Below are 25,510 nucleotides of genomic sequence, written 5' to 3' on the forward strand. Positions count from 1 at the left end.
GGTGGTGATGGCAGAGGGGTTCCACACGTTCCCATCTCGAACACGACCGTTAAGCCCTCTAGCGCCGATGGTACTTGGACCGCAGGGTCCTGGGAGAGTAGGAAGCCGCCAAGCCAAAGAGAAAGAGTCTTTACCGTTCATTCGGTAAAGGCTCTTTTGTTGTTTAAAGAGTATTTTATCCCTTGCCCTTAATTTTGCGCCCTCGCAGCCGGCGAAGCCGCTGCCTCTTCCCTGCGGCGTATAACAGCCCGCTTGACCGTACAGTATTCCCGCTCTGCCTCTCAAGCGCCTGGAGGCTTGAGAGGCCTTCTCTACCCCCAGAGCGGGCCCGTTTCGAACCGGCGCGCCTTTGTCCTTCCCCTTTTTCCGCCAGATGCTTTAATTCCAATCGAGAAAAGGGGGAGGGCAACGAAGCGCAGGTCGAAACGGACCCGCGGCCCTCACCATCGAACAACAAGCCCCAAATGGGTCAGTCCCGCCCCGAATCCGTACATCGCAAGCAGGTCGCCCCGTTTGACTTTTCCCGCGTCGATCCCGAGCTGAAGCGCCAAAGGAATCGATGCGGCTGAAGTGTTTCCGTAATATTCGGCGCTTGTCAGCGTTTTGTCTTTGGTAAAGCCCGCTTTTTCGGAGATCGAATCGATCATTTTCAGGTTGGCGCTGTGGGGAATGAACCAGTCCACGGCCGGCGTGCCTTCCGGCAGGGAGGCATGCAGCTGTTGAACGCCTTCCGGAACGGTGCGAACGGCCCATTTGTACACTTCGCGTCCGTTTTGTACCACTTTCCCGTTGCCGTCCAAAGGCTGTCCGTTCAACGTATCGGACATACCGGCGCGATAGACGTGCATGCCTCCGCTTCCGTCGCTGCCCATGTGGGCCGCGAGAAAGGCGCCTTCTTCACTGTATTCGACAACTGCCGCGCCGGCTCCGTCGCCGAACAGGATGCAGGTGCTGCGGTCGGTGTAATCGATCGTTTTGCTCATGCATTCTCCGGCCACGACGAGCACTTTGCGATGCATGCGCGAGGTGATCATTCCGTTGGCCAGATGGAGCGCGTACGTGAAGCCGGTGCAGGCGGCGCTCAGATCCAGCGTACCGGCGTTCGGCAGCTTAAATGCATCCTGGATGAGACAGGAGACGGTAGGAAAAGGGTAGTCGGGCGTTGTTGTAGCAGCCAACACCAGATCGACGCCTTCCAGCGCTCCCGGATAACGCCGCAGCAGATCTTCCACGGCCCGTATACAGAGATGCGAAGTGAATTCGTCGTCGCCGGCGATTCGTCTTTCCCGGATGCCGGTTCGCTGAACGATCCATTCGTCGTTGGTCTCGACCAGCGCTTCCAGGTCGTCGTTGGTCAGTCTGCGCTCGGGAACGTAAGTGCCGAGAGCGGCGATGCGTGCAGTCGAATGAATTTGGGTCATTACGCAGGTCAGCTCCTTTAGCACTTTACATTAGTACCTGGTACTAATATAAAAGGCTTACCTATTTTTTGCAAGTTTTTAACGAAACAAATTTGCCGGGTATGCTAAAGTTGAGAAGAGGCGAAGCCGTTCGAGTCGGCATTTCGCCGCGATCTCGCTGCCGAGCGACATTTTATCGAGAAAGAAAGGGTGGATAGATTTGGATTCCGCAAAAATGATCGTCGGATTCGCCGGTATCGGAGTCATGGGCAAAAGCATGGCCGGCCATATTTTGGATAACGGTTACGAGGTACATGTCTATAATCGGACCCCGTCGAAAGCGCAGGAATTGATCGACCGCGGAGCGGTCTGGCAAGATTCGCCGGGCAAATTGGCCGCGGCCTGCGACGTGATCGTCACGATGCTTGGCTATCCGCAGGACGTGGAAGAGGTCTATACGGGCGAGGACGGCCTGATTCCCCATGCCAAAGCAGGCAGTTACCTGATCGACATGACGACGTCCAGCCCGCTGCTTGCGCGCCGTCTGGCCGAGCAGGGACAAGGCAAAGGGCTGCATGTGCTGGACGCGCCGGTCTCTGGCGGAGACGTGGGCGCCAAGAATGCCAAACTGTCGATCATGGTCGGCGGGGAACAGGCGGATTTTGAAGCGGTGCTGCCGCTGCTGCAGATTCTCGGCAGCAATATCGTGCTTCAGGGCGGACCGGGAGCCGGGCAAAATACCAAAATGTGCAACCAGATCGCGATTGCATCCAATATGATGGGCGTCACCGAAGCGATCGTGTATGCCGAGAAGGCGGGGCTCGATCCGAAAAAGGTACTGCAAAGTATCGAGACCGGAGCCGCCGGCAGTTTTTCGCTCAGTAATCTGGTGCCGCGTATGCTTGACGGCGACTTCGAACCGGGGTTCTACGTCAAGCATTTCATCAAGGACATGGGTATCGCCCTCGAATCGGCCGCCGAGATGAAGCTGGAGCTGCCCGGCTTGAAGCTTGCGGAATCGCTTTACCGCAAGCTGGCCGATGCCGGTTATGCGGACAAAGGGACCCAGGCGCTGTACAAGCTGTGGGCCGATTCCAAGGACTGATCGGATCGACAAGAAGGCATAGCATGGAATCGTTCGGATCGGGCTGTACAAACGGCCTGAAAAGCTCCCGGCAGACCGGGAGCTTTTTTTGCGCCGCAGCGTTTGGACAGGGTTGTATGACGGGTAAAAAAGGGCACGGGGACAGGCTTTACGGAGGCGTTTTTAAATTGTTTTAATTTTTTTATCAAAAAGGGTTGACGGTTATAATGCCTGCATGGTATATTATTTCTTGTCGCCGCGGACGAAACGCTGAAACGAGCGAGACGCCTGCAGGAAGCGAATGACAATGAGGCCCGTTGGTCAAGGGGTTAAGACACCTCCCTTTCACGGAGGTAACAGGGGTTCGAATCCCCTACGGGTCATAACATGGAGGCTTAGCTCAGCTGGGAGAGCATCTGCCTTACAAGCAGAGGGTCGGGGGTTCGAGCCCCTCAGCCTCCACCATGAAGACTTTAGTGACGAAGTCGGATATAGCAAGTATACACTCTGACGCGGGGTGGAGCAGCTCGGTAGCTCGTCGGGCTCATAACCCGAAGGTCGCAGGTTCAAATCCTGCCCCCGCAATTGTTTCACCTTTTGGCCTGGAACCGTGGTGTAGGGGTTAACATGCCTGCCTGTCACGCAGGAGATCGCGGGTTCAAATCCCGTCGGTTCCGCCATTTTAATTAAATAATGTTTTGCGGACGTGGCTCAGCGGTAGAGCATCGCCTTGCCAAGGCGAGGGTCGCGGGTTCGATTCCCGTCGTCCGCTCCATTGTTTTTTGCGCCCTTAGCTCAGCTGGATAGAGCGTTTGACTACGAATCAAAAGGCCGGGAGTTCGAATCTCTCAGGGCGCGCCATTTTATTTTCAAGAAGCGTATTTTCTGACGCGGATAAGAAAGACTGCTTTTCAGGCGGAAATTTCCGGCTCGAAAGCAGTCTTTTTTTGTTGTGTTCCGAACGATCAAAGGTTTTGCCGCCGGGATGCCGAAATTGAAGAAGCGGACTTCCTTTTTGGGTGTCTCCTTTTTTCATCTTTTGCTATAATGAAAAGACGGATACATATGTTCGGTGGAATGTATGGGCCGGACTGGACAAGACGCGCAGCGGATAGCCTGCAAGGCGATGCCGTCGTTTGCTTTTTCGGGGAAAAGGAGAGATCAACTTGCGGATATTGGGAATCGACCCGGGGATTGCGATCGTCGGCTTCGGATTTATCGACAAAGAGGGAAGCAAATGCGTTCCCGTTCAATACGGATGCATTCAGACCGAGGCGCACACGCCCGACGAAGAACGGCTGCTGCATGTCTATGAAGCGATGGTGCAGCTGATCGATAAATACAAACCGGACGAAGTGGCGTTCGAGAAACTGTTTTTCAACCGGAACGTGTCGACGGCGATGCCGGTCAGCCAGGCTCGCGGCGTGCTTATTTTGGCGGCGCATCAGAAAGGCCTGCCGATCGGCGAATACACGCCGATGCAGGTGAAGCAGGCCATCGTCGGATACGGCAAGGCCGAAAAGCGGCAGGTCCAGGAGATGGTGCGCATGTTCCTCAAGCTGCAGGCCATTCCGAAGCCGGACGACGTGGCGGACGCTTTGGCGGTCGCTATCTGCCACGCGCATTCGTCCACACTAAATTCCAAACTGAATGAGGTATTGCGAAAATGATCGATTTTGTGCGAGGGCAAGTGGCTCATCTGGAAACGGAATATATCGTCGTGGACGTGCAGGGCGTCGGGTACCGGGTCTTTTGCCCGAACCCGTACGCTTTTGCCGCCAAGGGGGAAGAACCGGTAACGGTCTACACCCATCATAGCGTGCGGGAAGATGCCATTTTGCTGTACGGCTTTTCCACGCGGGAAGAACAAAAGCTGTTCCGCCGCCTGATCGAAGTATCGGGTATCGGGCCGCGAGTCGCGTTGGGCATTTTGGCGGGGGGAACCCCGGAGAAAGTCGTCTCGGCGATCCAGCAGGAGAATCTTACGTTCCTGATCAAACTGCCGGGCATCGGGAAAAAGACGGCGCAGCGCATGGTGCTCGATCTCAAGGATCGGCTGGACGGATTCGCGGCGCCCGCGCTCGGCGGACTGTTCGACAACAACGCCGCGGCGGAAGCGGAACTCGACGGCGGCGGTTGGAGAGAAGCCCGCGAAGGGCTCGAAGCGCTCGGATATACGGAAGCGGAATTGGATAAAGTCTGGATGCACCTCAAAGAAGACCTGCAGCCGGGCGAACCGGTCGATCTGCTCATGAAACGGGCTTTGAAGGTTCTTTACAAAGGTTAAATGCGGTACAGTATAAACGGGGAGGAACGGTGGACTTATGGATGACCGGATCATATCGGCCAATCTGATGATGGAAGACCAGGCGGTGGAACTGAGTCTGCGTCCCCGCTATCTATCGGAATATATCGGTCAGAATCAGGTCAAGGAAAACCTGAAAGTATATATCGAAGCGGCCAAAATGCGGGGAGAAGCGCTCGATCACGTGCTGCTGTACGGACCTCCGGGACTCGGCAAAACGACGCTCGCGAACATTATCGCGAACGAGCTCGGCGTGAACCTGCGCACGACGTCGGGACCGGCGATCGAACGTCCCGGCGATTTGGCGGCGCTGCTGACGAACCTGCAGGAAGGCGACGTGCTGTTTATCGACGAGATTCACCGGCTGCACCGGACCGTCGAAGAAGTGATGTATCCGGCGATGGAAGATTCCGCGCTCGATATTATGATCGGCAAAGGTCCGAGCGCGCGTTCCGTGCGGCTCGATCTGCCTCCGTTCACGCTGATCGGCGCCACGACGCGGGCGGGACTGCTGTCCGCGCCGCTGCGCGATCGCTTTGGCGTCGTGAGCCGGCTCGAATTCTACGGCGTCGAAGACCTCGCTTTCATCGTCTCGCGCAACGCCGATACGCTGAACGTCGAGATCATCGGCGATGCCGCCGAAGAAATCGCGCTGCGCGCCCGGGGAACGCCGCGGATCGCGAACCGGCTGCTCAAGCGCGTGCGGGACTTCGCGCAGGTGCGCGGAGACGGGATTATTACGCCCGAGATCGCGGCCGAAGCGCTGTCGCGCCTGCAGGTCGATCCGCGCGGACTCGACAGCATCGACCATAAAATGCTGCGCTCGATGATTCAAAGTTTTCGCGGGGGACCGGTCGGGCTCGATACGATCGCCGCGACGATCGGCGAGGAGAGCCAGACCATCGAAGACGTGTACGAGCCTTACTTGCTGCAAAGCGGATTTATCCAGCGCACGCCGAGAGGCCGCGTTGTGACTGCCCAGGCTTACGCCCACTTGGGACTGCCAATGCCGGAAGACGGAAAATAATTCGCCTCGACCGATGAAGAGGCTCCGATCCACAAGGAGGAACGCAAGCATGATCAAGCAATTCTCGAACGCCAAGCCCCTCAAATGGGGAAAACCGCTGCTGGCAGCGGCCGTCGCCCTATCCTGCCTGCCGCTGAGCGCACCGGCCCATGCGGCCGAAGCCGACAACGCGGTACGCGTAGGACTGTTCCTGAATTTGGGGAGCACGTACAAGCAAACGACGCAGAAGATTACCCTTACGCCGGAAAGCACCGTAGCGTTCGGACTGAGAACGGATAACGGGTACGCCAAAGAGTTCTCGATCGCGGCCGGCAGCGCAGCGGCTTTCGCGCTTGACGGCGCCAAAGTCAAACTGGGCGAAAGCTCCGATCTTCAGGCGGTCTCTTCGGTTGCGTCCAAGCTGAAGTCCGGTTCCGACAAAGTGTCCGTCTACAAGATCAGCCGCGGCGGCCGGGACATGTACCAGCTGTACGCCGGCCCGTACGCAAACGACAAAGCGGCAGCCGACGCGGCGGCGCGCCTGTCCGCCAGTCCGGCCGTCAAGGGAATCGCCGGACTCTCGCCCAAAGCGACGGGTTCCTTCACCCTGAACGCGGGCAGTTACGCGTCGCTCGGCGCGGCTGCCCCGGCGCTGCAAAAAGCGCTGGATGCCGGCCTGGACGGCGTCGTCGCCTTATCGAGCGACGCCGCCGGCAAAGCCGTCTACGTCGTCCGCGTCGGCGAAGAAACGTCGGCGGCCGCTCTCGACGCGATCAAAGCCGCGGCTTCCGGCGCACTCGGCGGCGCGCTTTCGGCAGCGCCGGACTCCGCTTCGGCGTCGATCGTGCTGCGCAGCGACGCCACGGCGGGCCTTGTGGCCGGCACGGCTTCCCCGCTGTATCTGTTGACGCTCGGGGAAAAAGACCGGTTGTGGATCGACGGCACGGCGGAGAGCGGCATCCGCGTCGAAGAGCGTTCGAAGCGTTCTTACCGCGGCGGCCTCGAAATCGGCGTCTACGGCAGCCAGCTGTACCTGGTGAACGAGCTGCCGATGGAGCAGTATCTCTATTCGGTCGTCGGCTCGGAAGTTCCGGCTTCGTGGCCGGCCGAATCGCTCAAGGCACAGGCCGTGGCGGCGCGCAGCTACGCAACGGTGCAGACGCAGACGACGACCAAGTTCAAAGTGGCCGACGTCGTCGACTCCACGTTGAGCCAGGCGTATAACGGCATCGCTTCCGAGAGCAAGACGGTCAATGCGGCCGTCGACGCGACGAACGGCGAGATCCTCGAGCAGAACGGCAAGCCGGTCGAAGCGCTGTTTTCGTCCAATGCGGGCGGCGTCACTTCCGATCCGGTCGAAGTATGGAACAGCGGGGGCGCCAGCCTGTTCTCCAGCGTCCCGTCCGAATCGGACAGCGCGGCGGCGGCCAATCTCAAAAAATGGTATCATGTCGCCCTGGCCAACGGAACGGTCGGCTACGTGCGCGAAGATAACGTCAAAGACAAAGGCACCGACGCGACCGGCTTCCGCAAAATGACGGTGACGGCTCCGAGCACGAAAGTGCGTCCGCTGCCGATGATCCAGAGCAGCGTGTCGGAATTGTCGAAAATGAATCCGGGCGACGAAGCGCTCGTGCTGGAAGTCGTCAGCGAATCGAATACGTACGAATGGATTCGCGGGCCGTATACGTCGTCCCAACTGCTGACTTCGCTCAAAGGGCGCACGACGACGAAGCTGCCGACGACGATCCAGACGATTCAGGTCAGCCAGCGCGGCCCTTCGGGCCGGGCGACGGAAGTGAAAGTGAACGGCACCAAAGTCGACGTGAAATATCCGGATATGTTCCGGACCGCGTTCAGCGGGCTGCCGAGCACGCTGTTCGACGTCGTGTCGGCCGATGCCTACACGGCGATCACTTCGGCGACGGCTTCCGGCAGCGTGAAAGCGGCGCAGCTCAAGATCGGCGCTTCCGCGAAAACGGGCACGATCAGCCGCAGCCTCGCGGCGGTTGGCAGCAATACGTCCGCGGTGACTTCGGGCACCGGATTCTTTTTCGTCGGCCGCGGCAACGGCCACGGTCTCGGTCTCTCCCAGTGGGGAGCGAAAGGGCTGGCCGACCAGGGACAAAGTTACGAAGACATCCTGCTTCGCTATTACAATAACGTAGAACTCGTTAAGGACTGAAGACTCCATGAATGTAGAAGATTACGATTTTGAACTGCCCGAGCGTCTGATCGCGCAGACGCCGCTCGCCGAGCGGTCGTCTTCGCGGCTGCTGACGCTGGACAAACGTACGGGCGAGATGGCGCATGAGCATTTTTACGATATATTGGACATGCTGCATCCGGGCGATACGCTGATCCTTAACGACACCCGCGTCATGCCGGCGCGCCTGCACGGGATCAAACCGGAGACCGGAGCGCGGATCGAACTGCTGCTGCTCAAAAATATCGAAGGCGACCGGTGGGAGACGCTGGCGAAGCCCGGCAAAAAAGCGAAAGCCGGTTCGGTGCTGAGCTTCGGCGACGAACTGGAAGCGGTCGTGCTGGAAGAAGGCGATATGGGCGCCCGAATCATCGAGTTCCGCTATGAAGGTATTTTCCAGGAAATTCTCGACCGTCTCGGCGAAATGCCACTTCCGCCTTATATCAAGGAACGGCTGGACGACCGGGAGCGTTACCAGACGGTCTATGCCAAGCACGAAGGCTCGGCCGCGGCTCCGACGGCCGGCCTGCATTTTACCGAAGAACTGCTGGATCGGCTGCGCGCCAAAGGCGTGGAGATCGGCTTCGTGACGCTGCACGTGGGACTGGGCACTTTCCGTCCGGTCTCGGTGGAGAACGTCGAAGAACATGTTATGCACGAAGAGTATTACGAACTTTCGGCGGAAACGGCCGAATTGATCAACCGGACCCGCGCGCGCGGCGGACGGGTGATCTCGGTCGGCACCACGTCGACGCGGACGCTTGAATCGGCGGCAAGGCGCACCCTGGACGAACAGGGACGCCTCGGCGCCGATAGCGGATGGACGCAGATCTTCCTGTATCCGGGCCAGGACTTCAAAATCGTCGACGCGCTCATTACGAATTTCCATCTGCCCAAGTCGACACTTGTCATGCTCGTCAGCGCGCTTGCCGGACGGGACCGCGTGCTTGCGGCCTACCGGGAAGCGGTAGAGCGGGAGTACCGCTTTTTCAGCTTCGGCGACGCCATGTTTATCTATTAAATTTTCTTGCAAAGGAACGATCCGATGACATCAGCAATCCGTTACGAACCTATCAAAACCTGCAAGCAGTCGGGCGCGCGGCTCGGCCGCGTGCACACGCCGCACGGCATCATCGATACGCCGACGTTCATGCCGGTCGGCACGTTGGCCACCGTCAAAACGATGAGCCCGGAAGAACTCAAGCAAATGGACGCGCAAATCATTCTGAGCAACACGTATCACCTGTTCCTGCGTCCGGGACACGACATTATCCGCGAAGCCGGCGGCCTGCACAAATTCATGAATTGGGATCGCCCGATTCTGACGGACAGCGGCGGCTTCCAGGTGTTCAGCCTGGCGGAGATGCGCAAGATTACCGAAGAAGGCGTCAACTTCCGTTCCCACATTAACGGAGACAAGCTGTTCCTGTCGCCGGAAGTGGCGATGAACATTCAGAACGCGCTCGGTTCGGACATCATGATGGCGTTCGACGAATGCCCGCCTTACCCGGCGGAACATGCGTACCTCAAACGTTCGCTCGAGCGGACGTCGAGATGGGCGGAACGCTGCCTCGAAGCCCATGCGCGTCCGCAGGATCAAGGTCTGTTCGCGATCGTTCAGGGCGGCATGCACGAAGATCTGCGGCGCCAGAGCGCGGCTGATTTGACTTCGATGGATTTCCCGGGGTATGCTATTGGTGGACTGAGTGTGGGAGAACCGAAACATCTGATGTATGAAGTGCTGGAGTATACGGTACCGCTGCTCCCGGCGAACAAACCCCGTTATTTGATGGGCGTCGGTTCGCCGGATGCTCTGCTCGAAGGCGCCATTCGCGGAGTCGACATGTTCGACTGCGTGCTGCCTACGCGCATAGCGCGTAACGGAACGACGATGACAAGCCAGGGCCGGGTAGTTGTACGCAATGCCCAGTACGCGAGAGACTTCGGTCCTCTCGATCCGAACTGCGATTGCTATACCTGCCGGAACTATTCCCGGGCGTACCTGCGTCACCTGATCAAGGCGGACGAGACGTTCGGCCTCCGGCTGACCACTTATCACAACCTCCACTTCCTGCTCGAATTGATGCGCGGCGTTCGGCAAGCGATCCGCGAAGACCGTCTGTTGGATTTCCGCGACGAATTTTTCGAGCAGTACGGCATGCACGCTAATGATAAAGGGTTCTAAAAGCCCCACGGGTCCAGTACGATTCGTCGTACGGCCATTCGCACAATAAGGGGGATTCACTATGTTTCCATCTACAACGCTTACGGCTGCTGCCGGCTCGGGCGGCGGACTGCTCATGACCATCGTGCCTTTCGTGTTCATGATCGCCATCTTCTACTTCCTGCTGATCCGTCCGCAGCAGAAAAAACAAAAACAGCGCAACGCCATGCTCGGCCAGCTCAAAAAAGGCGACAAGATCGTCACGATCGGCGGCCTGCACGGCACGATCCTCGAAATCACCAGCGATATCGCGGTCGTTCGCGTGAACGACGTCACGAAGCTGACTTTCGATCGCAGCGCGATCAGCCATGTCACGACTGCGGGTTCCGACCTCAGCCTCGACAAAAAGTAAGCTAAGAGAAAAGCAAGCTAAGAACAAAGTAAGCTTAATCGAACAAGGAAGCGCCGGCGGGGGTTGACCGCTTCGGCCTTTCCCCGCAGCTGCCGCCGAACGGATCACTCCGTTCTCCGGCAGTTTCTTTTTTTGAGAACCTTTAAATTGCCGGCCGGACCGAAACCTTCCCGCGCAGATACACTCTATATAGATAGCGGGACAAGATCGGGTCCGATCCAACCCCAGGCCCCAGGCAAAGCTCGAAAGGAAGTGAACGCATGATTTCCGCATTCGATACCGCATTTTGGCCGGTCTATACGGCGGCAGCCGTGTTCGCGATCGTCTATGTGCTGGTCGTAACGGAAAAGATAAACGGAAGTTTGGCGGCCGGCATCGGCGCGCTTCTGCTGTTGGTCATGGGCATCGTCGACTGGAATGCCGCGCTGACGCATCATATTCTGTGGAATGCCCTGCTGCTGCTGTTGGGCATGACGGTGACCGCGGCGGCGGCCGACCGCAGCGGAATCGTGCAGTTTGCGGCGCTCCAGCTGATCCGCTTGTGCCGCGGCAGCCTGCCGGCGATTCTGTCGGCGGTCACGCTGTCGGCCGCGGCTGCTTCCGCGCTGCTGGGCAGCGGCCCGGCCCTGCTGCTGCTCGCGCCGCTGATTCTGCGGATCGGGCGCACGCTGCGGATCGGTCCGGTACCGCTGCTGATCATGAGCGTGATCGCCTGCAATCTGGGCGGCATGACGACGCTTGTCGGAAGCGTGCCGAACATGATGATCGGTTCCGCCGCGGAACTCGATACGCGCGCGTTCGCCGCACACTTGTGGATACCCGGCTTGTCGCTGCTGGTCGTGCATCTCGTGCTGCTGATGGTCATCTTTCGCCGGGAAATGCGCGGCGGAGCAAGCCGTAGAGCCGAGATTCAAGCGATGGAACCGTCGCTTTATGTGAGTGATCGCCCCCGGGCGCTGCTGTCGCTGGGGATACTGATCCTGTTGGTCGCCGGACTGCTCGGACAGGAGCAGCTGCGCTTGAGCAGCGGAGCGATCGCGGTATACGCGGCCCTGCTCATGCTGCTCGTCAATGTCCGCTCCGCGGGCGAAGCCCGGCAGATCCGCGAACGCATGGATTTCAAAACGCCCGGCGTGCTGATCGGTTTCTACATATTGGCCGGCGGCCTGGTCGAAACGGGGATTACGGGCGAGATCGCGACGCGGCTGCTGGAGCTGACGAACGAGAACAAATCGTTGACCGCGCTTGTGCTGTTCGCGGTAACGGGCCTGCTGTCGGCCGTGCTCGATCCCGTTCCGCTGACAGCCGCGGCCATTCCGCTCGTGCAGACGATCGGACTGCAAATGGAAGTGGTGCGGCCGTCCGACCTGAATCCGCTGTGGTGGGCGCTTGCGCTCGGCTGCGGCATCGGTTCGAGCGGCACGCTGGTCGGTTCGGTCGCCGGGGTGCTGGCGGCGGGACTTGCGCAGAAGGAAGGATACCGCTTCTCCTATTTCTCCTACTTGGCCGTCGCGTTTCCGCTCACGCTGCTGGCGCTCGGGGCGGGAGGCTGGTATCTGTACGCTCATATCCTGTAAGGCCTGCGCTTCTTTTGCCTGTCTCCGGCATGCGGCAGGAAAAGGCAAGGTCGGCGTCGAAAGAAGCATAGACGCCGGCCGCCCGCTTTCGGGCGCGGCAAGCGCCTATCCGCTTCGGAGAAAGACCGCACACAAGGAGGACATTCATGACAGACGAGCAGTTGAACCGGCAGGAGCCCCCGGCGGAAGAATTGACCGGAGAAGACTTGACGGAGGCCGTAATCGAGCTTTGCCGGCGCAAAGCCGACGAATTTCATTTCCTCGGATACGAACAGGCGATGTGGGAAGACGTGTGGCGCTGCGTCAATAAAAGGTATGCAGGCAAGGTCGATCCGCCGCTGCATCAGATCGTGAATGACATTCTGACGCTCCGTGTAGACGGGCTGATGAACCACCTTACGATGGCGGCGCTGAAAGAGGCTCCCTTTTCCTAAAGGAGAGTCTTTAATTTTGCTTCATTGACTCCATTTTCCGGCGTCGCTATAATGGGAATATTGAGAAAAAAGGGGGAACCAGAAACGGCATGAAGAGAATTGTCAGTTTCATTGTGATTGTGCTCGTCTCGATCGGGGTCATGGTCTGGAGTACGCCTAACCTGTTGAATTCGGTTCGATTGGGACTGGACTTAAAAGGCGGCTTCGAGATTCTGTACGAGGCGTCGCCAATGACGGGCGGAGCAGAAGTCACCAGAGAATCCCTGACCGAAACGGCCAAGAGTCTCGAAAAACGCGTAGACGCCCTTGGGGGAAGCGAGCCCGAGATTACGACCGAAGGCACGAACCGGATCCGTCTCAGAATCGCCGGCGTCACGGACGAAATGGCCGTTAGGGAACGCATCAAAGAACCCGCCAACCTGACGTTCCGCAGTATGGGGAACGCTTCGGAGACCGGCGCGGCAGGTAAGACCGACGCGGCAGCCAAAGACGAGGCCGCTTTGGAAAATACCGATTCCGCGGATGCGGCAGCCGGTACGGACGAAGCGGCTCCGGCCGAGGAAGACACGAAGACCGACGCCGCCGCAGGAACCGGTACGGACGATACGACCGGTACCGATAAAGCGGCCGGCACGGACGAAACGACCGGCACGAAGACCGACGCCGCGAAAGCCGATCCGTTCCAGGGGTACGACAAGATCGAGCTGACCGGCCAGGACTTCAAGCCGAACGGCGCTTCGGTCCAGTACACTTCGTTGAACGAACCGATGATTTCGATCGAACTCAACGACCCGGACAAGTTTGCGGAAGTGACCGGCAGATTGATCGGCCAGCCTATGGCGATCTTCCTGGACGACGAACTGCTGTCGGCTCCGGTCGTGCGGGATCGCATCACCGGCGGAACGGCGCAAATCTCGGGCGATTATTCGCGTGAAGAAGCGCAGAACCTGCGCGATACGATCAACCTGGGCGCGCTGCCGCTGCAGTTGACCGAGAAATACTCCCAGAGCGTGGGAGCGACGCTCGGACAGCTGTCGCTGGACCAGACGCTTCGGGCCGGCATCGTCGGTTCGATCATCATCTTGATCTTCATGATGTTCATGTACCGGATTCCGGGTCTGATTGCCGCATTCTGCCTGATCATTCATACGTGGGGCACGATTCTGGTCTTTATCTGGGCCGATATTACGCTGACCCTGCCGGGCATCGCGGCCTTCATACTGGGCATCGGGATGGCGGTCGACGCCAACATCATCACCTATGAACGGATCAAGGAAGAACTGCGCAGCGGAAAAAGCATTTTGTCGGCTTTCCGGTCCGGCAGCAAAAGTTCGTTCCGTACCGTTATGGATGCCCAGATTACAACCTTGATCGCGGGCGCCGTCATGTTCTGGCTCGGTACGGGATCGGTTCGGGGCTTCGCGCTCGTCCTGATGATCGATATCGTGACCAGCATCATTACGAACGTCTTCCTGTCCCGTTTCCTGCTCTCTCTGCTCGTTAAGGCGAAATCCTTGAAGAAGCCGGGGTATTTCGGAGTAAAGGGGAGTGAAATTCGTGAGCTCTAAAAATCAATCGAACCATTCGAACTGGAATTTCAACTTTGTCAAAAAGAGCAAGTATTTCTATACGTTCTCGTTGATCGTGACGCTCGCCGGCATTATCAGCCTCTCGGTGTTCGGCCTGAACTACGGCGTCGATTTCCGTTCCGGTTCGAACGTGGATATTTCGGTATCCAAAGCGGTGACGCAGGCTCAGGTGGAGAAGGTGGTCAGCGATGCCAAGCTCGATCAGGAAGCGAGTATCACGGCCGGCAACGACCGTGTCAATATCCGCTTCCCCGAAGTGCTGACGGACGCGCAGGTGCAAAGTTTGCAGTCGACGTTCAACAGCGAGATCGATCCGAACGCTTCGTACGAGATCAACACGGTCGATACGGAAATGGCGAAGGAGCTGGAGCGCAACGCGCTGCTGGCGATCGCCGTGGCCAGTATCGGCATCATGATCTACGTTACGATCCGTTTCGAATGGCGCTTCGCCTTGTCGGCGATCGTGGCCCTGCTGCACGATGCTTTTCTCGTCATCAGCGTGTTCTCGATCCTGCGGCTTGAAGTCAACCTGACGTTCATCGTGGCGATTCTGACCATCATCGGTTTCTCGATCAACGATACGATCGTTATTTTCGACCGAATCCGGGAAAATCTGCGCTTTGCCAAAAAGCAGACGCGCGGCGATCTGGAAGAACTCGTCAACCGAAGCATTTCGCAGACGATGATCCGCTCGCTCGGTACCGTATTCACCGTCTTCATCGCGGCATTCGCCCTGCTCGTCATGGGCAGCGAGTCGATTCGCATGTTCTCTCTGGCGATGGTGCTCGGACTGCTGTTCGGTACGTATTCTTCCATCTTTATCGCAAGCCCGATGTGGCTGGCGCTCAGAAGCAAGAAAAAGCCGTCCGCGGCCGCTCCGTCCAAAGCGACGAACTAAGATTGTTACGGCAGTGCCGTAAAGCCGCGTCCCGCATTCGAGGCGCGGCTTTTCTTGTGTAACAGGCTCCGCACAGATCGGCGCGGCTGCGTCCGATTCAATACGAGAGGGGAATGCTTATGGCGGTCCGTCAACAACAAGGCGGGAAAGCTTCAGGTTGGACCGATGCCTGCATACTGGGTGCCGCGGCACTGATCAAAGGCATCGGAGGATGGATGGGAGGAAGTCCGGCGCTGCTGGCCGACGCGCTGAACTCCGCTTCCGATGCCGTGCGCAGCCCGCGCGGGGGAAAAGGCTTGTCGGTGCCGGTCGTGCGCATTCTGTTCGCCGCGCTGATTCTGGTCGGGGCGATCGAAGTATCGATTTCGGGCTTCGACGATCTGGCGGCCGGGGTACCGCAGTCACCCGGCGCACGCGCGTTTGCCGCCTTTTTCGTCGCGGTGATCGTCGGGCAGGGCTTGTTCGTGCACCGTTATCGCCGCCTTGCGGCCCAGGACCGTCCGGCGGCCCGCCGCTTCGCGGCCGAACACCGCTTTTCCCTGTACGCGTCCATGGTCGTGGCCGCGGGCATGGCGCTGTCGATCACGGGCAGCCTGTACGATATGCCGCAGCTGATGTACGCGGATTCGGCGGCTTCGATTGCGGTCGCGTTCGTGGCCATCGTCAAAGCGCTCCGGTTGATGCTGCGGGTGCTCGAAGAATCGCCGGCCGCGGTCAAAAAAGTCGAAGAAAATCCGAAGCCTTTTGTGGAAACGGTCCAGCGCGTTCGCGGCGTGATCGAAGTACGCGAACTGAAAGCGGTCCGTTCGCTGGAAACGGTCCGTATCGAGCTGGTGCTGAGCGTCAATCCGCGCATGACGGTCAAGGAAGCGGAAGAGATCGCCCAGCGGTCCCGCGATCTGCTCATGCACCGCTTCGTGCAGGTAATCGAAGTCGATGTGCGGGTCGAACCGTATCATACGGGTTATCCGTACAAGTCGAATGAAGAACTGCTCAGCAGCGGCGAAGAGCCGACGATCGTGCAATGAATAGGCAGCATCTATTCGAACGCGGAGCAATCCGCGTTTGTTCGATTTGAAGCCCGAACTGAATTCTGATTGAAGCCCGAACTGAAGTATGAACTGAAGCCCGAAGCCGGTCGGGGCTCTAACGCCATCGATATCTATTCAAAAAAAGAAAAGGCAGGTGAGCTTGTGCTGCATTCGCAATATCAATGGAAAATCGCAAGTCCGGAGCGCGAGGCGGTAGAGCGTCTCGGCGAAGAACTGAACCTGTCCCCGCTGCTGTCGTCGCTGCTCGCGAACCGGGGGTACACGGAGCCGGCATCGGCGGCCGGCTTCCTAGACGGAGACGAAGACTTGGCCGGGCTGCACGATCCGTATCTGCTGCACGGCATGCAGGCGGCGGTGCAGCGTATACGCGCCGCCCTGGAAGGCGGAGAACGGATCTGGATCTACGGCGACTACGACGCCGACGGGGTATCGAGCACCGCGCTCATGATCCGGCTGATGAAGCGGCTCGGTGCGGACTTCGGGACGTATATCCCGCATCGTTCCAAAGAAGGATACGGCCTGCACCGCCATGCGATCGACGAAGCTGCGGCCGAAGGCGTCAAGCTGATCGTGACCGTGGATACGGGGATCAGCGCCGTCGATCAGATCGCTTACGCGGCGGAGCTCGGTATCGACGTCGTCGTGACCGATCACCACGAACCGCCGGCCGTGCTGCCGCAGGCATTCGCCCTCGTCAATCCGAAGCTGCCGCTGTGCGAATATCCGTACAAAGGCCTGGCCGGAGTCGGGGTCGCGTTCAAGCTGGCCCATGCGCTTCTGGGAGAGCCGCCGGAGGAATGGATGGACCTGACGGCGATCGGCACGGTCGCGGATCTGATGCCGCTGACCGGCGAGAATCGGCTGCTCGTCTCGCGGGGCATCGAAGCGATGCGGCGAAATCCGTCGCCGGGCGTGGAAGCGCTGCTGGCAGTTGCCGGCAGCGCGCCGGACCAGCTGACTTCGGTCGGCATCGCGTTTGCGATCGCGCCGCGCATCAACGCGAGCGGCCGGCTGGATCACGCCAACCGCGCGGTCGACCTGCTCATTACCGAAGAGCGCGACCGGGCGGAACATCTGTCGTCCGTGTTGGATCTGCTTAACAAAGAGCGGCAGAAAAACGTCGAAGACATCGTCGGCGAAGCGGTCGTCCTGCTGGAGAAAAAAATCGTGGACGCGGGCGAGGTGCCGAACGTGATCGTGCTGGCAGGCGAAGGCTGGAACGTCGGCGTCGTCGGCATTGTAGCTTCCAAAATTCTCGAACGGTATTACCGTCCGACGATCATTCTCGGGATCGACGCGGACAAAGGAACGTGCAAAGGCTCCGCGCGTTCGATCGCCGGCTTCGACATCTACGAAGCGCTGCTGTCGGTCGAAAAGACGATGGACCATTTCGGCGGCCATCCCGCGGCGGCGGGCATGAGCCTGGGTAGCGGCCGGATCGGCGAGTTCGAAGCCGGGCTGAACGCTTACGCGGCGAACGTGCTGAAGCCGGAACATCTGGTGCCGGTCATCGAAGCGGAGACGGAGTGCTCGCTGGCCGATATTCCGCTGCCGGTCATCGAAGAACTGGACCGGATGGCTCCGTTCGGCATGAGCAACCCGACTCCCCAGCTCGTCTTCCGGGGCGTCAAAGTGCAGCGCGTGCTGACGATGGGCAAGACGAACACGCATCTCAAACTCGTGGTCGAGCAGGACGGGTGCGTCGTCGAAGCGGTCGCCTTCGGCAAAGGCGCCCTGGCCGAGTACGTGGTCGAAGGCGACCGGCTCGATCTGCTGGCCGAACCGGGGATCAACGAATGGCGCGGCAGCCGCAAGCCGCAGCTGATGGTGCGCGATCTTGCGCTTCCGGCGTTCCAGGTATTCGATCGCCGCTCGGCGACGGCGTCGGCGGAAGACGTCGAACGCTTCCGCAAAAAAGCCGAATCCGTGCTTGCCTGCGGGCCGGATCAGATCGCGGCAGCCGTTCGGCCGGAGACGCTAAAAGTTTCGAATAAGACTCTGGCGCAACTGCCGGTTTGGCTGTATGATAAATATTCCGGGATTGAAGAAACGGAAAGCGGCCATGCGGAAGCGGACCCGGCCAAGACGCGCACGCTGTTCATTCTGGATCTGCCGGACACGGCGGAACCGTTCGAACGGATGCTGGCGCAATTCCCCGCTCTGGAAAACATCGTGTTGATGTATCCGGCAGGCGGCCCTTCGGCCGAACGCCTCAGCGACCCGAGCCGGGAGCGGATCAAGACCATCTACGTCGAGCTGCGCAAAGCCGCGGCCGAGCCCGTGGACGGTCGGCAGTTGGTCCAACGGCTCTGCCGGACGTCCGGCTGTTCGCCGCGCATGATTCGCATGACGCTGGACGTCTTCGAAGAACTGCGGTTCATCGTCCGGGCCGAAGGTTCCGTGACCGCGAATCCGAGCCCGCCCAAGGCGGCGCTCGATTCGGCCGCGGCCTATCGCACGCTGCAGGAAGCCGAGGCGCTGGAACGCCGGCTGCTCGGTCCGGGCGAGGACATCGGCATCTGGCTCACGCAGCGGATGCAGGCGGTCCGTGCCGCAAATCCGGACGCGGCTTTATCTTTTTCGGTGTAAGAGGGCGGAAGCCGTTCTTTCGCCGTCCCATCCGGGAAACCAGACTTAGGAGGAGATTGATTTGGATTTTAACGAACATATTCGCGTGATTCCCGATTTTCCGAAACCGGGCATCAGCTTTAAAGACATCACGACCCTGCTCGGCAACGGACCGGCGTATCGCGAGGCGATCGACGCTCTGAAGAAACAGGTCGAACATTTGCAAATCGACCTGATCGCCGGACCGGAAGCACGCGGATTCGTCGTCGGCGCGCCGCTGGCTTACGCGCTCGGCGTCGGCTTCGTACCGATTCGCAAAGTCGGCAAACTGCCTTACCAGACCGTTGAAATCGAATACGATCTCGAATACGGCAAAGATACGCTCGCTATGCATATCGACGCTGTCAAAGAAGGACAAAACGTCCTGATCGCGGACGATCTGCTCGCGACCGGCGGCACGATCGCCACGTCCGTCAGCCTCGTTCGCCAGCTCGGCGGCAACGTCGTCGGTGCGGCTTTCCTGATCGAACTCGAAGAGCTGAACGGGCGCAGCCGCCTGGACGACGTCGAAGTGTTCAACCTGATCAAAGGCTGATAAGCGCACGCAAGCCGGCTCGAAATCATTCCGATTTTATTAAATAAGAGCTTAAAGACCCGTTATTTGACATCCCGTGCAGCAAGCGGGAGCAAATGACGGGTTTTGTTGCTTTTTAGCGCTTTTTATGCCCAAAAGAACAAAAAACGAAAATAAATCGCCTTTTTTTGAAACCTTTTCTATTGCGGGCCGTAGAGTAGGGGGAGACTCGGAAAAAGAGCCTCTTTTCGTTTTGGACGGTTCTTTTTACCCGGTCCGCATTTTACAAGTTAAGGAGGGGATACCATGTCCGTCATTAGAGAAACCGACCTTCCGGGAATCGGGCGTAAATTCCTGATCGACACCGAAGAAGGCGACCGCTTCATCGTGATTTTGCATGAAGACGGCAAGCGCGAACTGTTCTGTCCATCGCCGGAGGATCCGGAGGAGTTGATGAGCGTCATGACGCTGACCGACACCGAAGCCCGCCAGTTGGGCGGCATCGTGGGCGGTATGAACTACCAGCCGACAGCGCTCGAGAAAGTCGAGCATACGCTGGACCAGCTGTCGATCGAATGGTACAAGCTCAAAAAAGGCATGAAAGCGATCGGGCGTTCGATCGGCGATTTGAAGATCCGGGAAAATACCGGAACGATCGTGATCGCCGCTATCGAAACGTCGCACAGGCAGACCGTAAGTCCGGGACCGGAATACGTGCTGGCCGAAGGCATGACGCTCGTCGTGGCCGGAGAACGCCAAAACATTCAGACGTTGAAAAGGATGCTGGAAGCAGGTGAGGCGTAATGGACCATATGGTATTCGAAGTCGGGATCGCGGTACTGCTTATCGCGCTCGCCGGGTTCCTGTCCGTTAAGCTCCGCTTCTCCGTCGTTCCGTTCTACATTCTCGCCGGCATGGCCGTCGGGCCGCACGCGCCGCATTTCGGGTTGATCGACCTGCGCTTTATCGAAAGCGCGGAGCTGATCAACTTCATGGGCCGGCTCGGCGTCATCTTCCTGCTGTTCTATCTGGGACTCGAATTTTCGGTCGGACGCCTGGCCAAAGCCGGCAAGTCGATCGCAATCGGCGGTTCCATTTATATCGGCATCAATTTCACGCTCGGACTGCTGTACGGCTTTATCTGCGGTTTTCCGATTCTCGAAACGCTCGTTATCGCGGGGGTTACGACCATTTCGTCCAGCGCCATCGTCGCCAAGGTTCTCGTCGACCTGAGACGGACGGCCAACCCGGAGACGGAAATGATTCTGGGCATCATCATGTTCGAGGACGTGTTCCTCGCCGTGTACCTGTCCATCTTGTCCGGTCTTCTGCTCAGCGGAGCGACCACGCTCGGCGGCATCCTGCTGTCCGCGGGCATCGCGCTCGGATACATGCTGCTCGTGCTGATCGTCGGCAGACTGCTCGTGCCGGTGCTCAACAAACTGCTCGGCATTTCTTCGAACGAAGTCTTTTTGACGACGGTGTTCGCGATGCTGTTCCTCGTAGCCGGCTTCTCCGAAACGATCCACGTGGCGGAAGCGATCGGCGCCCTGCTCGTCGGCCTCGTATTGGCGGAGACGAAGCATATGCACCGGATCGAAAAAGCGATCCTGCCGTTCCGCGATTTCTTCGGCGCTTTGTTCTTCTTCAGCTTCGGCTTGACAATCGATCCGCTCAGCCTCAAAGGCAGCGCGGTATGGCTTGCGATCGGCGCGGTCATCCTGACGATCATCGGCAACTACACGGCGGGCATGCTGGCCGGACGCACGGGCAATTTGTCGCCCAAAGCTTCGTCCAACGTCGGCTTGACGATCGTATCGCGCGGCGAATTTTCCATCATTATGGCGAATCTGGGCGCGGCCGGCGGACTGATGGCGATTCTTCAGCCTTTCGCGGCGATTTACGTCTTGATCCTGGCGGTACTCGGACCGTTCCTGACCAAGGAATCGGCAATGGTGCACAAGTTCGTCACGAAGATCATTCCGATGAAATCGAAGCCCGGCGGAGACAAGCTTCAGTAGAGGCAGACTCCAATAAAGACAAGCTTCAATAAAGGGATGTTCGAATCGGAAGTTTCGCAAAAAACGCTTAGGCCAGGCAAGGCCCAGCGTCACATGAATTATTTTCCTATAACATGGAGCGGCAGCGATTCTTCTCCACAACTCCGTATCATGGGAAAATAACTCGTGCAGCTTACGCAAAAAAGGCCGTGTCCTCCTTCTTCGGAAGGAGTGCACGGCCTTTTTGCTTTTTTTTGCCTGACTTGCAGCGTTCGATTACAGATCCGGCGTTTTCGTTTCCGTCGACGGCTCTTCTTTTTCGTTAGAAAGCCCGATCAGCACGATCAAGCGGAACACGACGTTCACGACGATACCGACGATCGTCGCAAGCGCCATGCCCTTGAGCGAGACGCTGCCGATCGTCAGGGTGATGCCGCTGAGTCCGACGCCCAGAATGAGCGCGGCGAGCAGCATGTTGACCGATTTCGAGAAATCGACTTTTTGCTCGACCAGAATGCGCAGGCCCGATACGGCGATGACGCCGAACAGCAGCAGCGAGACACCGCCCATGACCGGTCCCGGGATGTTGGCGATTGCCGAGGAAAACGTGCCGGAGAACGACAGCAAGATGGCGATGACGGCCGCTCCGCCCACGACGAACACGGAGTAGACGCGCGTGAGCGCCATGACGCCGATGTTCTCGCCGTACGTCGTGTTCGGCGTCGAGCCGACGAAGCCCGACAGGATGGTCGAGATGCCGTTGCCCAGCAGCGAACGGTGCAGGCCCGGATCTTTGGACAGGTCTTTGCCGACGATGTTGCTCGTGACCAGCAGATGGCCGACATGCTCGACGATGACGACGAGCGCGGCCGGCAGGATGGTCAGGATCGCCGCAATGTCCCAGCTTGGCGTGGTAAAGTCCGGCCAGGACAGGAAGTCGGCCTGGGCCACCGCGGCCGTATTCACTTCGCCCATCAGGTAAGCGACGATATAGCCGACCGCGATACCGATCAGGATATGGATGATTTTCGGGAAGCCGCGGAACAGCACGGCTCCGAGCACGGTCACGCCCAGCGTGATGATCGAGATCCAGATCGCGTTGGCGTTGTAGGCGACGGCTCCGGTGACGGCGTCCTTCGTGCCGAGCAGGCCGGCCAGGTCCGCTGCGACCGGCAGCAGTTCAAGGCCGATCAGGGCGACGACGCAGCCCATGACGACGGGCGGGAACAGGAAATCGATCCAGGCCGTGCCGGCCACTTTGACGAGCAGGGCGACGAGCACGAAGACGATCCCGATCACGATGAAGGCGCCCAGCGCTTTGGAGTAATTGTCCATGTGGTCGCCGGACCAGGCCAGCACGACGCCGACCGGGCCGAGGAACGCGAAGCTCGAACCGAGGTAAGCCGGAATCTTGCCTTTGCAGATCAGAATGTAGAGCAGGGTGCCGATCCCGTTCATGAGCAGGATGACGCTCGGGTCCACGCCGAACAGGTTCGGGACGAGGACGGTACTGCCGAACATGGCGAACAGATGCTGCAAACTGAGCAGCAGGCCGGGAGCGAAGCCCGGCCTTTCGTTGACTTGAATTTCACGCTGCAAAGACGCTCACTCCTTGGGGCATAGGTTGGAGCCGCTCCGGTGGATCGGAGAGCGGCTCAAGGCGGATGAGAAAAACGGGTAACTATCCGGCATGAAGCGTAAGCCGAAGCGGCAAAATCCGTACGCGCTTGATCATCTTAACTAGATTATAGAGGTTTTTGTTTTTTTTCAATAACATTTTCGCCAAAATACGCAATAACTTTCGGATTTAGCGCATTTTCCGTCAAAAAGAACGTACAGTCCCGCAGCGATGAGCATTTGGTGAAGAAAGCAACAATTTCCGTGCACGCATTGACGGCGATACACCTAAAAGGCATAATGAAAGGAAAACCCTATCGATACGCCTGAATGCGAATTCCGCAAGCAGGCTTCATTTTCTTATAGAAAGGAATCGGAAAGGACTCAATGGGCATTGAACGATTACTTGAAAAGGCGTCCGTTTATATCCGTGAATCGGACCTCCCCCGCATTCGGGAAGCCTACGAATTCGCCGATCAGGCCCATTCCGGGCAGGTCCGAAAATCCGGCGAGCCGTATATTCTGCACCCGCTGGCGGTTGCAGATATTGTCGTGGGCATGCAGATGGACACCACGTCCATCGAAGCGGCCCTCCTGCATGACGTAGTCGAAGATACGACCGTATCGCTCGACGAGATCCGCGAGCACTTCGGCGAGACGTGCGCCATGCTCGTCGACGGATTGACCAAGCTCGAACGAATCAAATTCCGATCCAAGGAAGAACAGCAGAACGAAAACTACCGCAAGATGTTTATCGCCATGGCGCAGGATATTCGCGTCATCGTGATCAAGCTGGCCGACCGGCTGCACAATATGCGCACGCTCAAGCACCAGTCGGAAGAAGGACAGCGGCGGATCGCCTACGAGACGCTGGAGATTTTCTGTCCCGTCGCCGACCGGCTCGGTATTTCGGCGATCAAATGGGAGATGGAAGATATCGCGCTGCGGTATCTGAATCCCCAGCAGTATTACCGGATCGCCAACCTGATGCACAAAAAGCGCGCCGAGCGCGAGCAGTTCATCTCCGACGTCATCGGACGGATCAACGAAAAGTTGGACGAGATGGGCGTGGAGGCCGATCTGTCGGGACGCCCGAAGCATATTTATAGCGTATACAAAAAAATGACGAGCAAAAACAAACAGTTCAACGAAATTTACGATCTGCTGGCGATCCGCGTGCTCGTCGACAACGTCAAAGACTGTTACGCCACGCTCGGCATCATCCATACGCTGTGGAAGCCGATGCCCGGACGGTTCAAGGATTATATCGCCATGCCGAAAGCGAACATGTACCAATCGCTGCATACGACGGTCGTCGGCCCGAACGGGGAACCGACCGAAGTGCAGATCCGCACCTGGGACATGCACCGCACGGCGGAATTCGGTATCGCGGCCCACTGGGCCTACAAAGAAGGCACGACGGCGACAGGCGGCGGGATCGAGAACAAAATGCCGTTTTTCAAAGAAATCATCGAACTGCAAAACGAAGCCAAAGACGCGTCGGAATTTGTCGAATCGCTCAAGATGGATTTCTTCTCCGATCTTGTCTTCGTGTTCACGCCCAAAGGACAGGTCATCGAGCTTCCGACCGGTTCGGGACCGCTCGATTTTGCTTACCGCATCCATACGGAAATCGGCAACCGGACGATCGGCTCCAAAGTGAACGGGCGGATCGTCCCGCTCGACCACAAACTCAAAACCGGCGATATCGTGGAGATTTTGACGTCGAAACATTCGTACGGACCGAGTCAGGATTGGGTCAAAATCGCTCAATCCTCGCATGCGCGCAGTAAAATTAAACAGTGGTTTAAAAAAGAACGGCGCGAAGAAAATGTCGAAAAAGGTCGGGACGGACTGGAACGCGAGATCAAAAAGCTCGGGCTCGAAGTCTCGGAATGGCTGACCGACGACAAGCTGCTTGAAGTGGCCAACAAGTTCGCGTTCAACGATACCGACGACATGCTGTCCGCGATCGGCTTCAACGGTATCACCGCTTCGCAGGTCATCACCCGACTGACGGAAAAATGGCGCCGCGAGCAGGAAGAAAGCAGCAACCATCTGGAATTGACCAACGAGGTGCGCGAAGTCAAAGCGGCCCCGGCGGACAAAGAGAAGAAGCGTCCGACCAACGGCGTCAAAGTCAAAGGGGCAAGCAATCTGCTCGTTCGCTTCGCGCGCTGCTGCAATCCGGTGCCGGGCGACGACATCGTCGGCTATATTACCCGCGGGCGCGGCGTGTCCGTCCACCGCTCCGACTGTACGAACATTCCCGGAGCGAACGACGGCCAGGAAGCGGCGCGGGTCATCGAAGTCGAATGGGAAGACGCGGTGGAATCGAACTTCAGCGTCGATATCGAGATTACGGGCCTCGACCGCCGGGACTTCCTGAACGAAGTGCTGCAGGCCGTCTCGGAAAGCAAAACGAATATGACCGCCGTCTCGGGACGCGCGGACAAAAACAAAATGGCGCTGGTGCATATTACGATCCTGATCCGCAACACCGAGCATCTGCAATCGGTCGTGGAGCGGATCAAGCGTGTGCGCGACGTGTACACGGTTCACCGGATCATGCAATAAACGGGCGGCGGCCTTCAAGCCGCGCCCGGTGAAGAAGGAGTTCGAGC

Annotated in this window: 20 protein-coding genes, 6 tRNA genes and 1 rRNA gene; 25 read left to right on the plus strand and 2 right to left on the minus strand. The window is 58.6% G+C overall.

Annotation, left to right across the window (positions count from 1 at the left end):
• Positions 1 to 114 (plus strand): 5S ribosomal RNA (gene rrf / locus FTE24_RS21035); the annotation flags it as partial.
• A gap of 326 nt (positions 115 to 440) precedes the next feature.
• Here rrf and FTE24_RS21040 read toward each other — a convergent pair.
• Positions 441 to 1,421, minus strand: a complete 981-nt coding sequence (locus FTE24_RS21040) for a ketoacyl-ACP synthase III (protein ID WP_202111952.1) — start codon at positions 1,419 to 1,421, stop codon at positions 441 to 443.
• A 214-nt stretch (positions 1,422 to 1,635) separates the two neighbouring features.
• Here FTE24_RS21040 and FTE24_RS21045 point away from each other — a divergent pair, with 214 nt between their 5' ends.
• From FTE24_RS21045 to FTE24_RS21155, 23 genes are all read left to right on the plus strand, one after another.
• On the plus strand, positions 1,636 to 2,505 hold the full coding sequence (locus tag FTE24_RS21045; protein WP_150235724.1) for an NAD(P)-dependent oxidoreductase: 870 nt from the start codon (positions 1,636 to 1,638) through the stop codon (positions 2,503 to 2,505).
• Between the two features lie 290 nt (positions 2,506 to 2,795).
• Positions 2,796 to 2,867 (plus strand) — tRNA-Glu (locus FTE24_RS21050).
• A 6-nt stretch (positions 2,868 to 2,873) separates the two neighbouring features.
• A tRNA-Val gene (locus FTE24_RS21055) sits at positions 2,874 to 2,949 on the plus strand.
• 46 nt (positions 2,950 to 2,995) lie between these two features.
• Positions 2,996 to 3,069, plus strand: a tRNA-Met gene (locus FTE24_RS21060).
• Positions 3,070 to 3,088: 19 nt separating this feature from the next.
• Positions 3,089 to 3,164, plus strand: a tRNA-Asp gene (locus FTE24_RS21065).
• Positions 3,165 to 3,184: 20 nt separating this feature from the next.
• Positions 3,185 to 3,259 (plus strand) — tRNA-Gly (locus tag FTE24_RS21070).
• 9 nt (positions 3,260 to 3,268) lie between these two features.
• Positions 3,269 to 3,345, plus strand: a tRNA-Arg gene (locus FTE24_RS21075).
• Between the two features lie 305 nt (positions 3,346 to 3,650).
• Complete coding sequence (ruvC, locus tag FTE24_RS21080; RefSeq protein ID WP_141446464.1) at positions 3,651 to 4,154, plus strand: crossover junction endodeoxyribonuclease RuvC; 504 nt, start codon at positions 3,651 to 3,653, stop codon at positions 4,152 to 4,154.
• Positions 4,151 to 4,771 carry a Holliday junction branch migration protein RuvA gene (gene ruvA / locus FTE24_RS21085; RefSeq protein WP_141446463.1) on the plus strand — a complete coding sequence of 207 codons (621 nt, stop codon included), beginning with the start codon at positions 4,151 to 4,153 and terminating at the stop codon, positions 4,769 to 4,771. Before ruvC ends, ruvA begins: the two co-directional genes overlap by 4 nt.
• A gap of 37 nt (positions 4,772 to 4,808) precedes the next feature.
• On the plus strand, positions 4,809 to 5,816 hold the full coding sequence (gene ruvB, locus FTE24_RS21090) for a Holliday junction branch migration DNA helicase RuvB (RefSeq protein WP_141446462.1): 1,008 nt from the start codon (positions 4,809 to 4,811) through the stop codon (positions 5,814 to 5,816).
• A gap of 49 nt (positions 5,817 to 5,865) precedes the next feature.
• A complete protein-coding gene (locus tag FTE24_RS21095; RefSeq protein ID WP_160441850.1) occupies positions 5,866 to 7,980 on the plus strand; it encodes a SpoIID/LytB domain-containing protein in 2,115 nt (704 codons plus the stop codon).
• Between the two features lie 7 nt (positions 7,981 to 7,987).
• Positions 7,988 to 9,022 (plus strand): tRNA preQ1(34) S-adenosylmethionine ribosyltransferase-isomerase QueA, encoded by a 1,035-nt coding sequence (queA, locus tag FTE24_RS21100; protein ID WP_150230589.1) that lies wholly within the window; start codon positions 7,988 to 7,990, stop codon positions 9,020 to 9,022.
• A 24-nt stretch (positions 9,023 to 9,046) separates the two neighbouring features.
• Positions 9,047 to 10,186, plus strand: a complete 1,140-nt coding sequence (gene tgt, locus FTE24_RS21105; protein WP_150230587.1) for a tRNA guanosine(34) transglycosylase Tgt — start codon at positions 9,047 to 9,049, stop codon at positions 10,184 to 10,186.
• 61 nt (positions 10,187 to 10,247) lie between these two features.
• Positions 10,248 to 10,577 (plus strand): preprotein translocase subunit YajC, encoded by a 330-nt coding sequence (gene yajC / locus FTE24_RS21110; protein WP_150230585.1) that lies wholly within the window; start codon positions 10,248 to 10,250, stop codon positions 10,575 to 10,577.
• A gap of 260 nt (positions 10,578 to 10,837) precedes the next feature.
• A complete protein-coding gene (locus tag FTE24_RS21115; protein ID WP_150230583.1) occupies positions 10,838 to 12,154 on the plus strand; it encodes an SLC13 family permease in 1,317 nt (438 codons plus the stop codon).
• Between the two features lie 146 nt (positions 12,155 to 12,300).
• On the plus strand, positions 12,301 to 12,588 hold the full coding sequence (locus tag FTE24_RS21120; protein WP_150230581.1) for a post-transcriptional regulator: 288 nt from the start codon (positions 12,301 to 12,303) through the stop codon (positions 12,586 to 12,588).
• Between the two features lie 89 nt (positions 12,589 to 12,677).
• Positions 12,678 to 14,156, plus strand: coding sequence for a protein translocase subunit SecD (secD, locus tag FTE24_RS21125; protein ID WP_150230579.1), 1,479 nt, complete (start codon positions 12,678 to 12,680; stop codon positions 14,154 to 14,156).
• Positions 14,137 to 15,075, plus strand: a complete 939-nt coding sequence (gene secF / locus FTE24_RS21130) for a protein translocase subunit SecF (protein ID WP_415663131.1) — start codon at positions 14,137 to 14,139, stop codon at positions 15,073 to 15,075. Before secD ends, secF begins: the two co-directional genes overlap by 20 nt.
• A 119-nt stretch (positions 15,076 to 15,194) precedes the next feature.
• Entirely contained in the window at positions 15,195 to 16,103 is a 909-nt protein-coding gene (locus FTE24_RS21135; protein ID WP_160441851.1) for a cation diffusion facilitator family transporter, read from the plus strand.
• 165 nt (positions 16,104 to 16,268) lie between these two features.
• Positions 16,269 to 18,716 (plus strand): single-stranded-DNA-specific exonuclease RecJ, encoded by a 2,448-nt coding sequence (gene recJ / locus FTE24_RS21140; RefSeq protein ID WP_150230573.1) that lies wholly within the window; start codon positions 16,269 to 16,271, stop codon positions 18,714 to 18,716.
• A gap of 61 nt (positions 18,717 to 18,777) precedes the next feature.
• Positions 18,778 to 19,290: an adenine phosphoribosyltransferase gene (locus FTE24_RS21145; protein ID WP_150230571.1), complete on the plus strand. Its 513-nt coding sequence runs from the start codon at positions 18,778 to 18,780 to the stop codon at positions 19,288 to 19,290.
• Positions 19,291 to 19,575: 285 nt separating this feature from the next.
• A complete protein-coding gene (locus FTE24_RS21150; RefSeq protein WP_150230569.1) occupies positions 19,576 to 20,073 on the plus strand; it encodes a cation:proton antiporter regulatory subunit in 498 nt (165 codons plus the stop codon).
• Positions 20,073 to 21,290 carry a cation:proton antiporter gene (locus FTE24_RS21155; RefSeq protein WP_150230568.1) on the plus strand — a complete coding sequence of 406 codons (1,218 nt, stop codon included), beginning with the start codon at positions 20,073 to 20,075 and terminating at the stop codon, positions 21,288 to 21,290. Before FTE24_RS21150 ends, FTE24_RS21155 begins: the two co-directional genes overlap by 1 nt.
• Before the next feature lie 255 nt (positions 21,291 to 21,545).
• On the opposite strand, the gene uraA is transcribed toward FTE24_RS21155, so the two are convergent.
• Positions 21,546 to 22,868 (minus strand): uracil permease, encoded by a 1,323-nt coding sequence (uraA, locus tag FTE24_RS21160; protein ID WP_150230567.1) that lies wholly within the window; start codon positions 22,866 to 22,868, stop codon positions 21,546 to 21,548.
• Positions 22,869 to 23,273: 405 nt separating this feature from the next.
• On the opposite strand from uraA, the gene FTE24_RS21165 reads away from it, so the two are divergent.
• Entirely contained in the window at positions 23,274 to 25,463 is a 2,190-nt protein-coding gene (locus FTE24_RS21165; protein WP_141446447.1) for a RelA/SpoT family protein, read from the plus strand.
• Positions 25,464 to 25,510: the final 47 nt, after the last annotated feature.

This window comes from Saccharibacillus sp. WB 17, from assembly GCF_008634075.2.
Lineage (GTDB): Bacteria > Bacillota > Bacilli > Paenibacillales > Paenibacillaceae > Saccharibacillus > Saccharibacillus brassicae.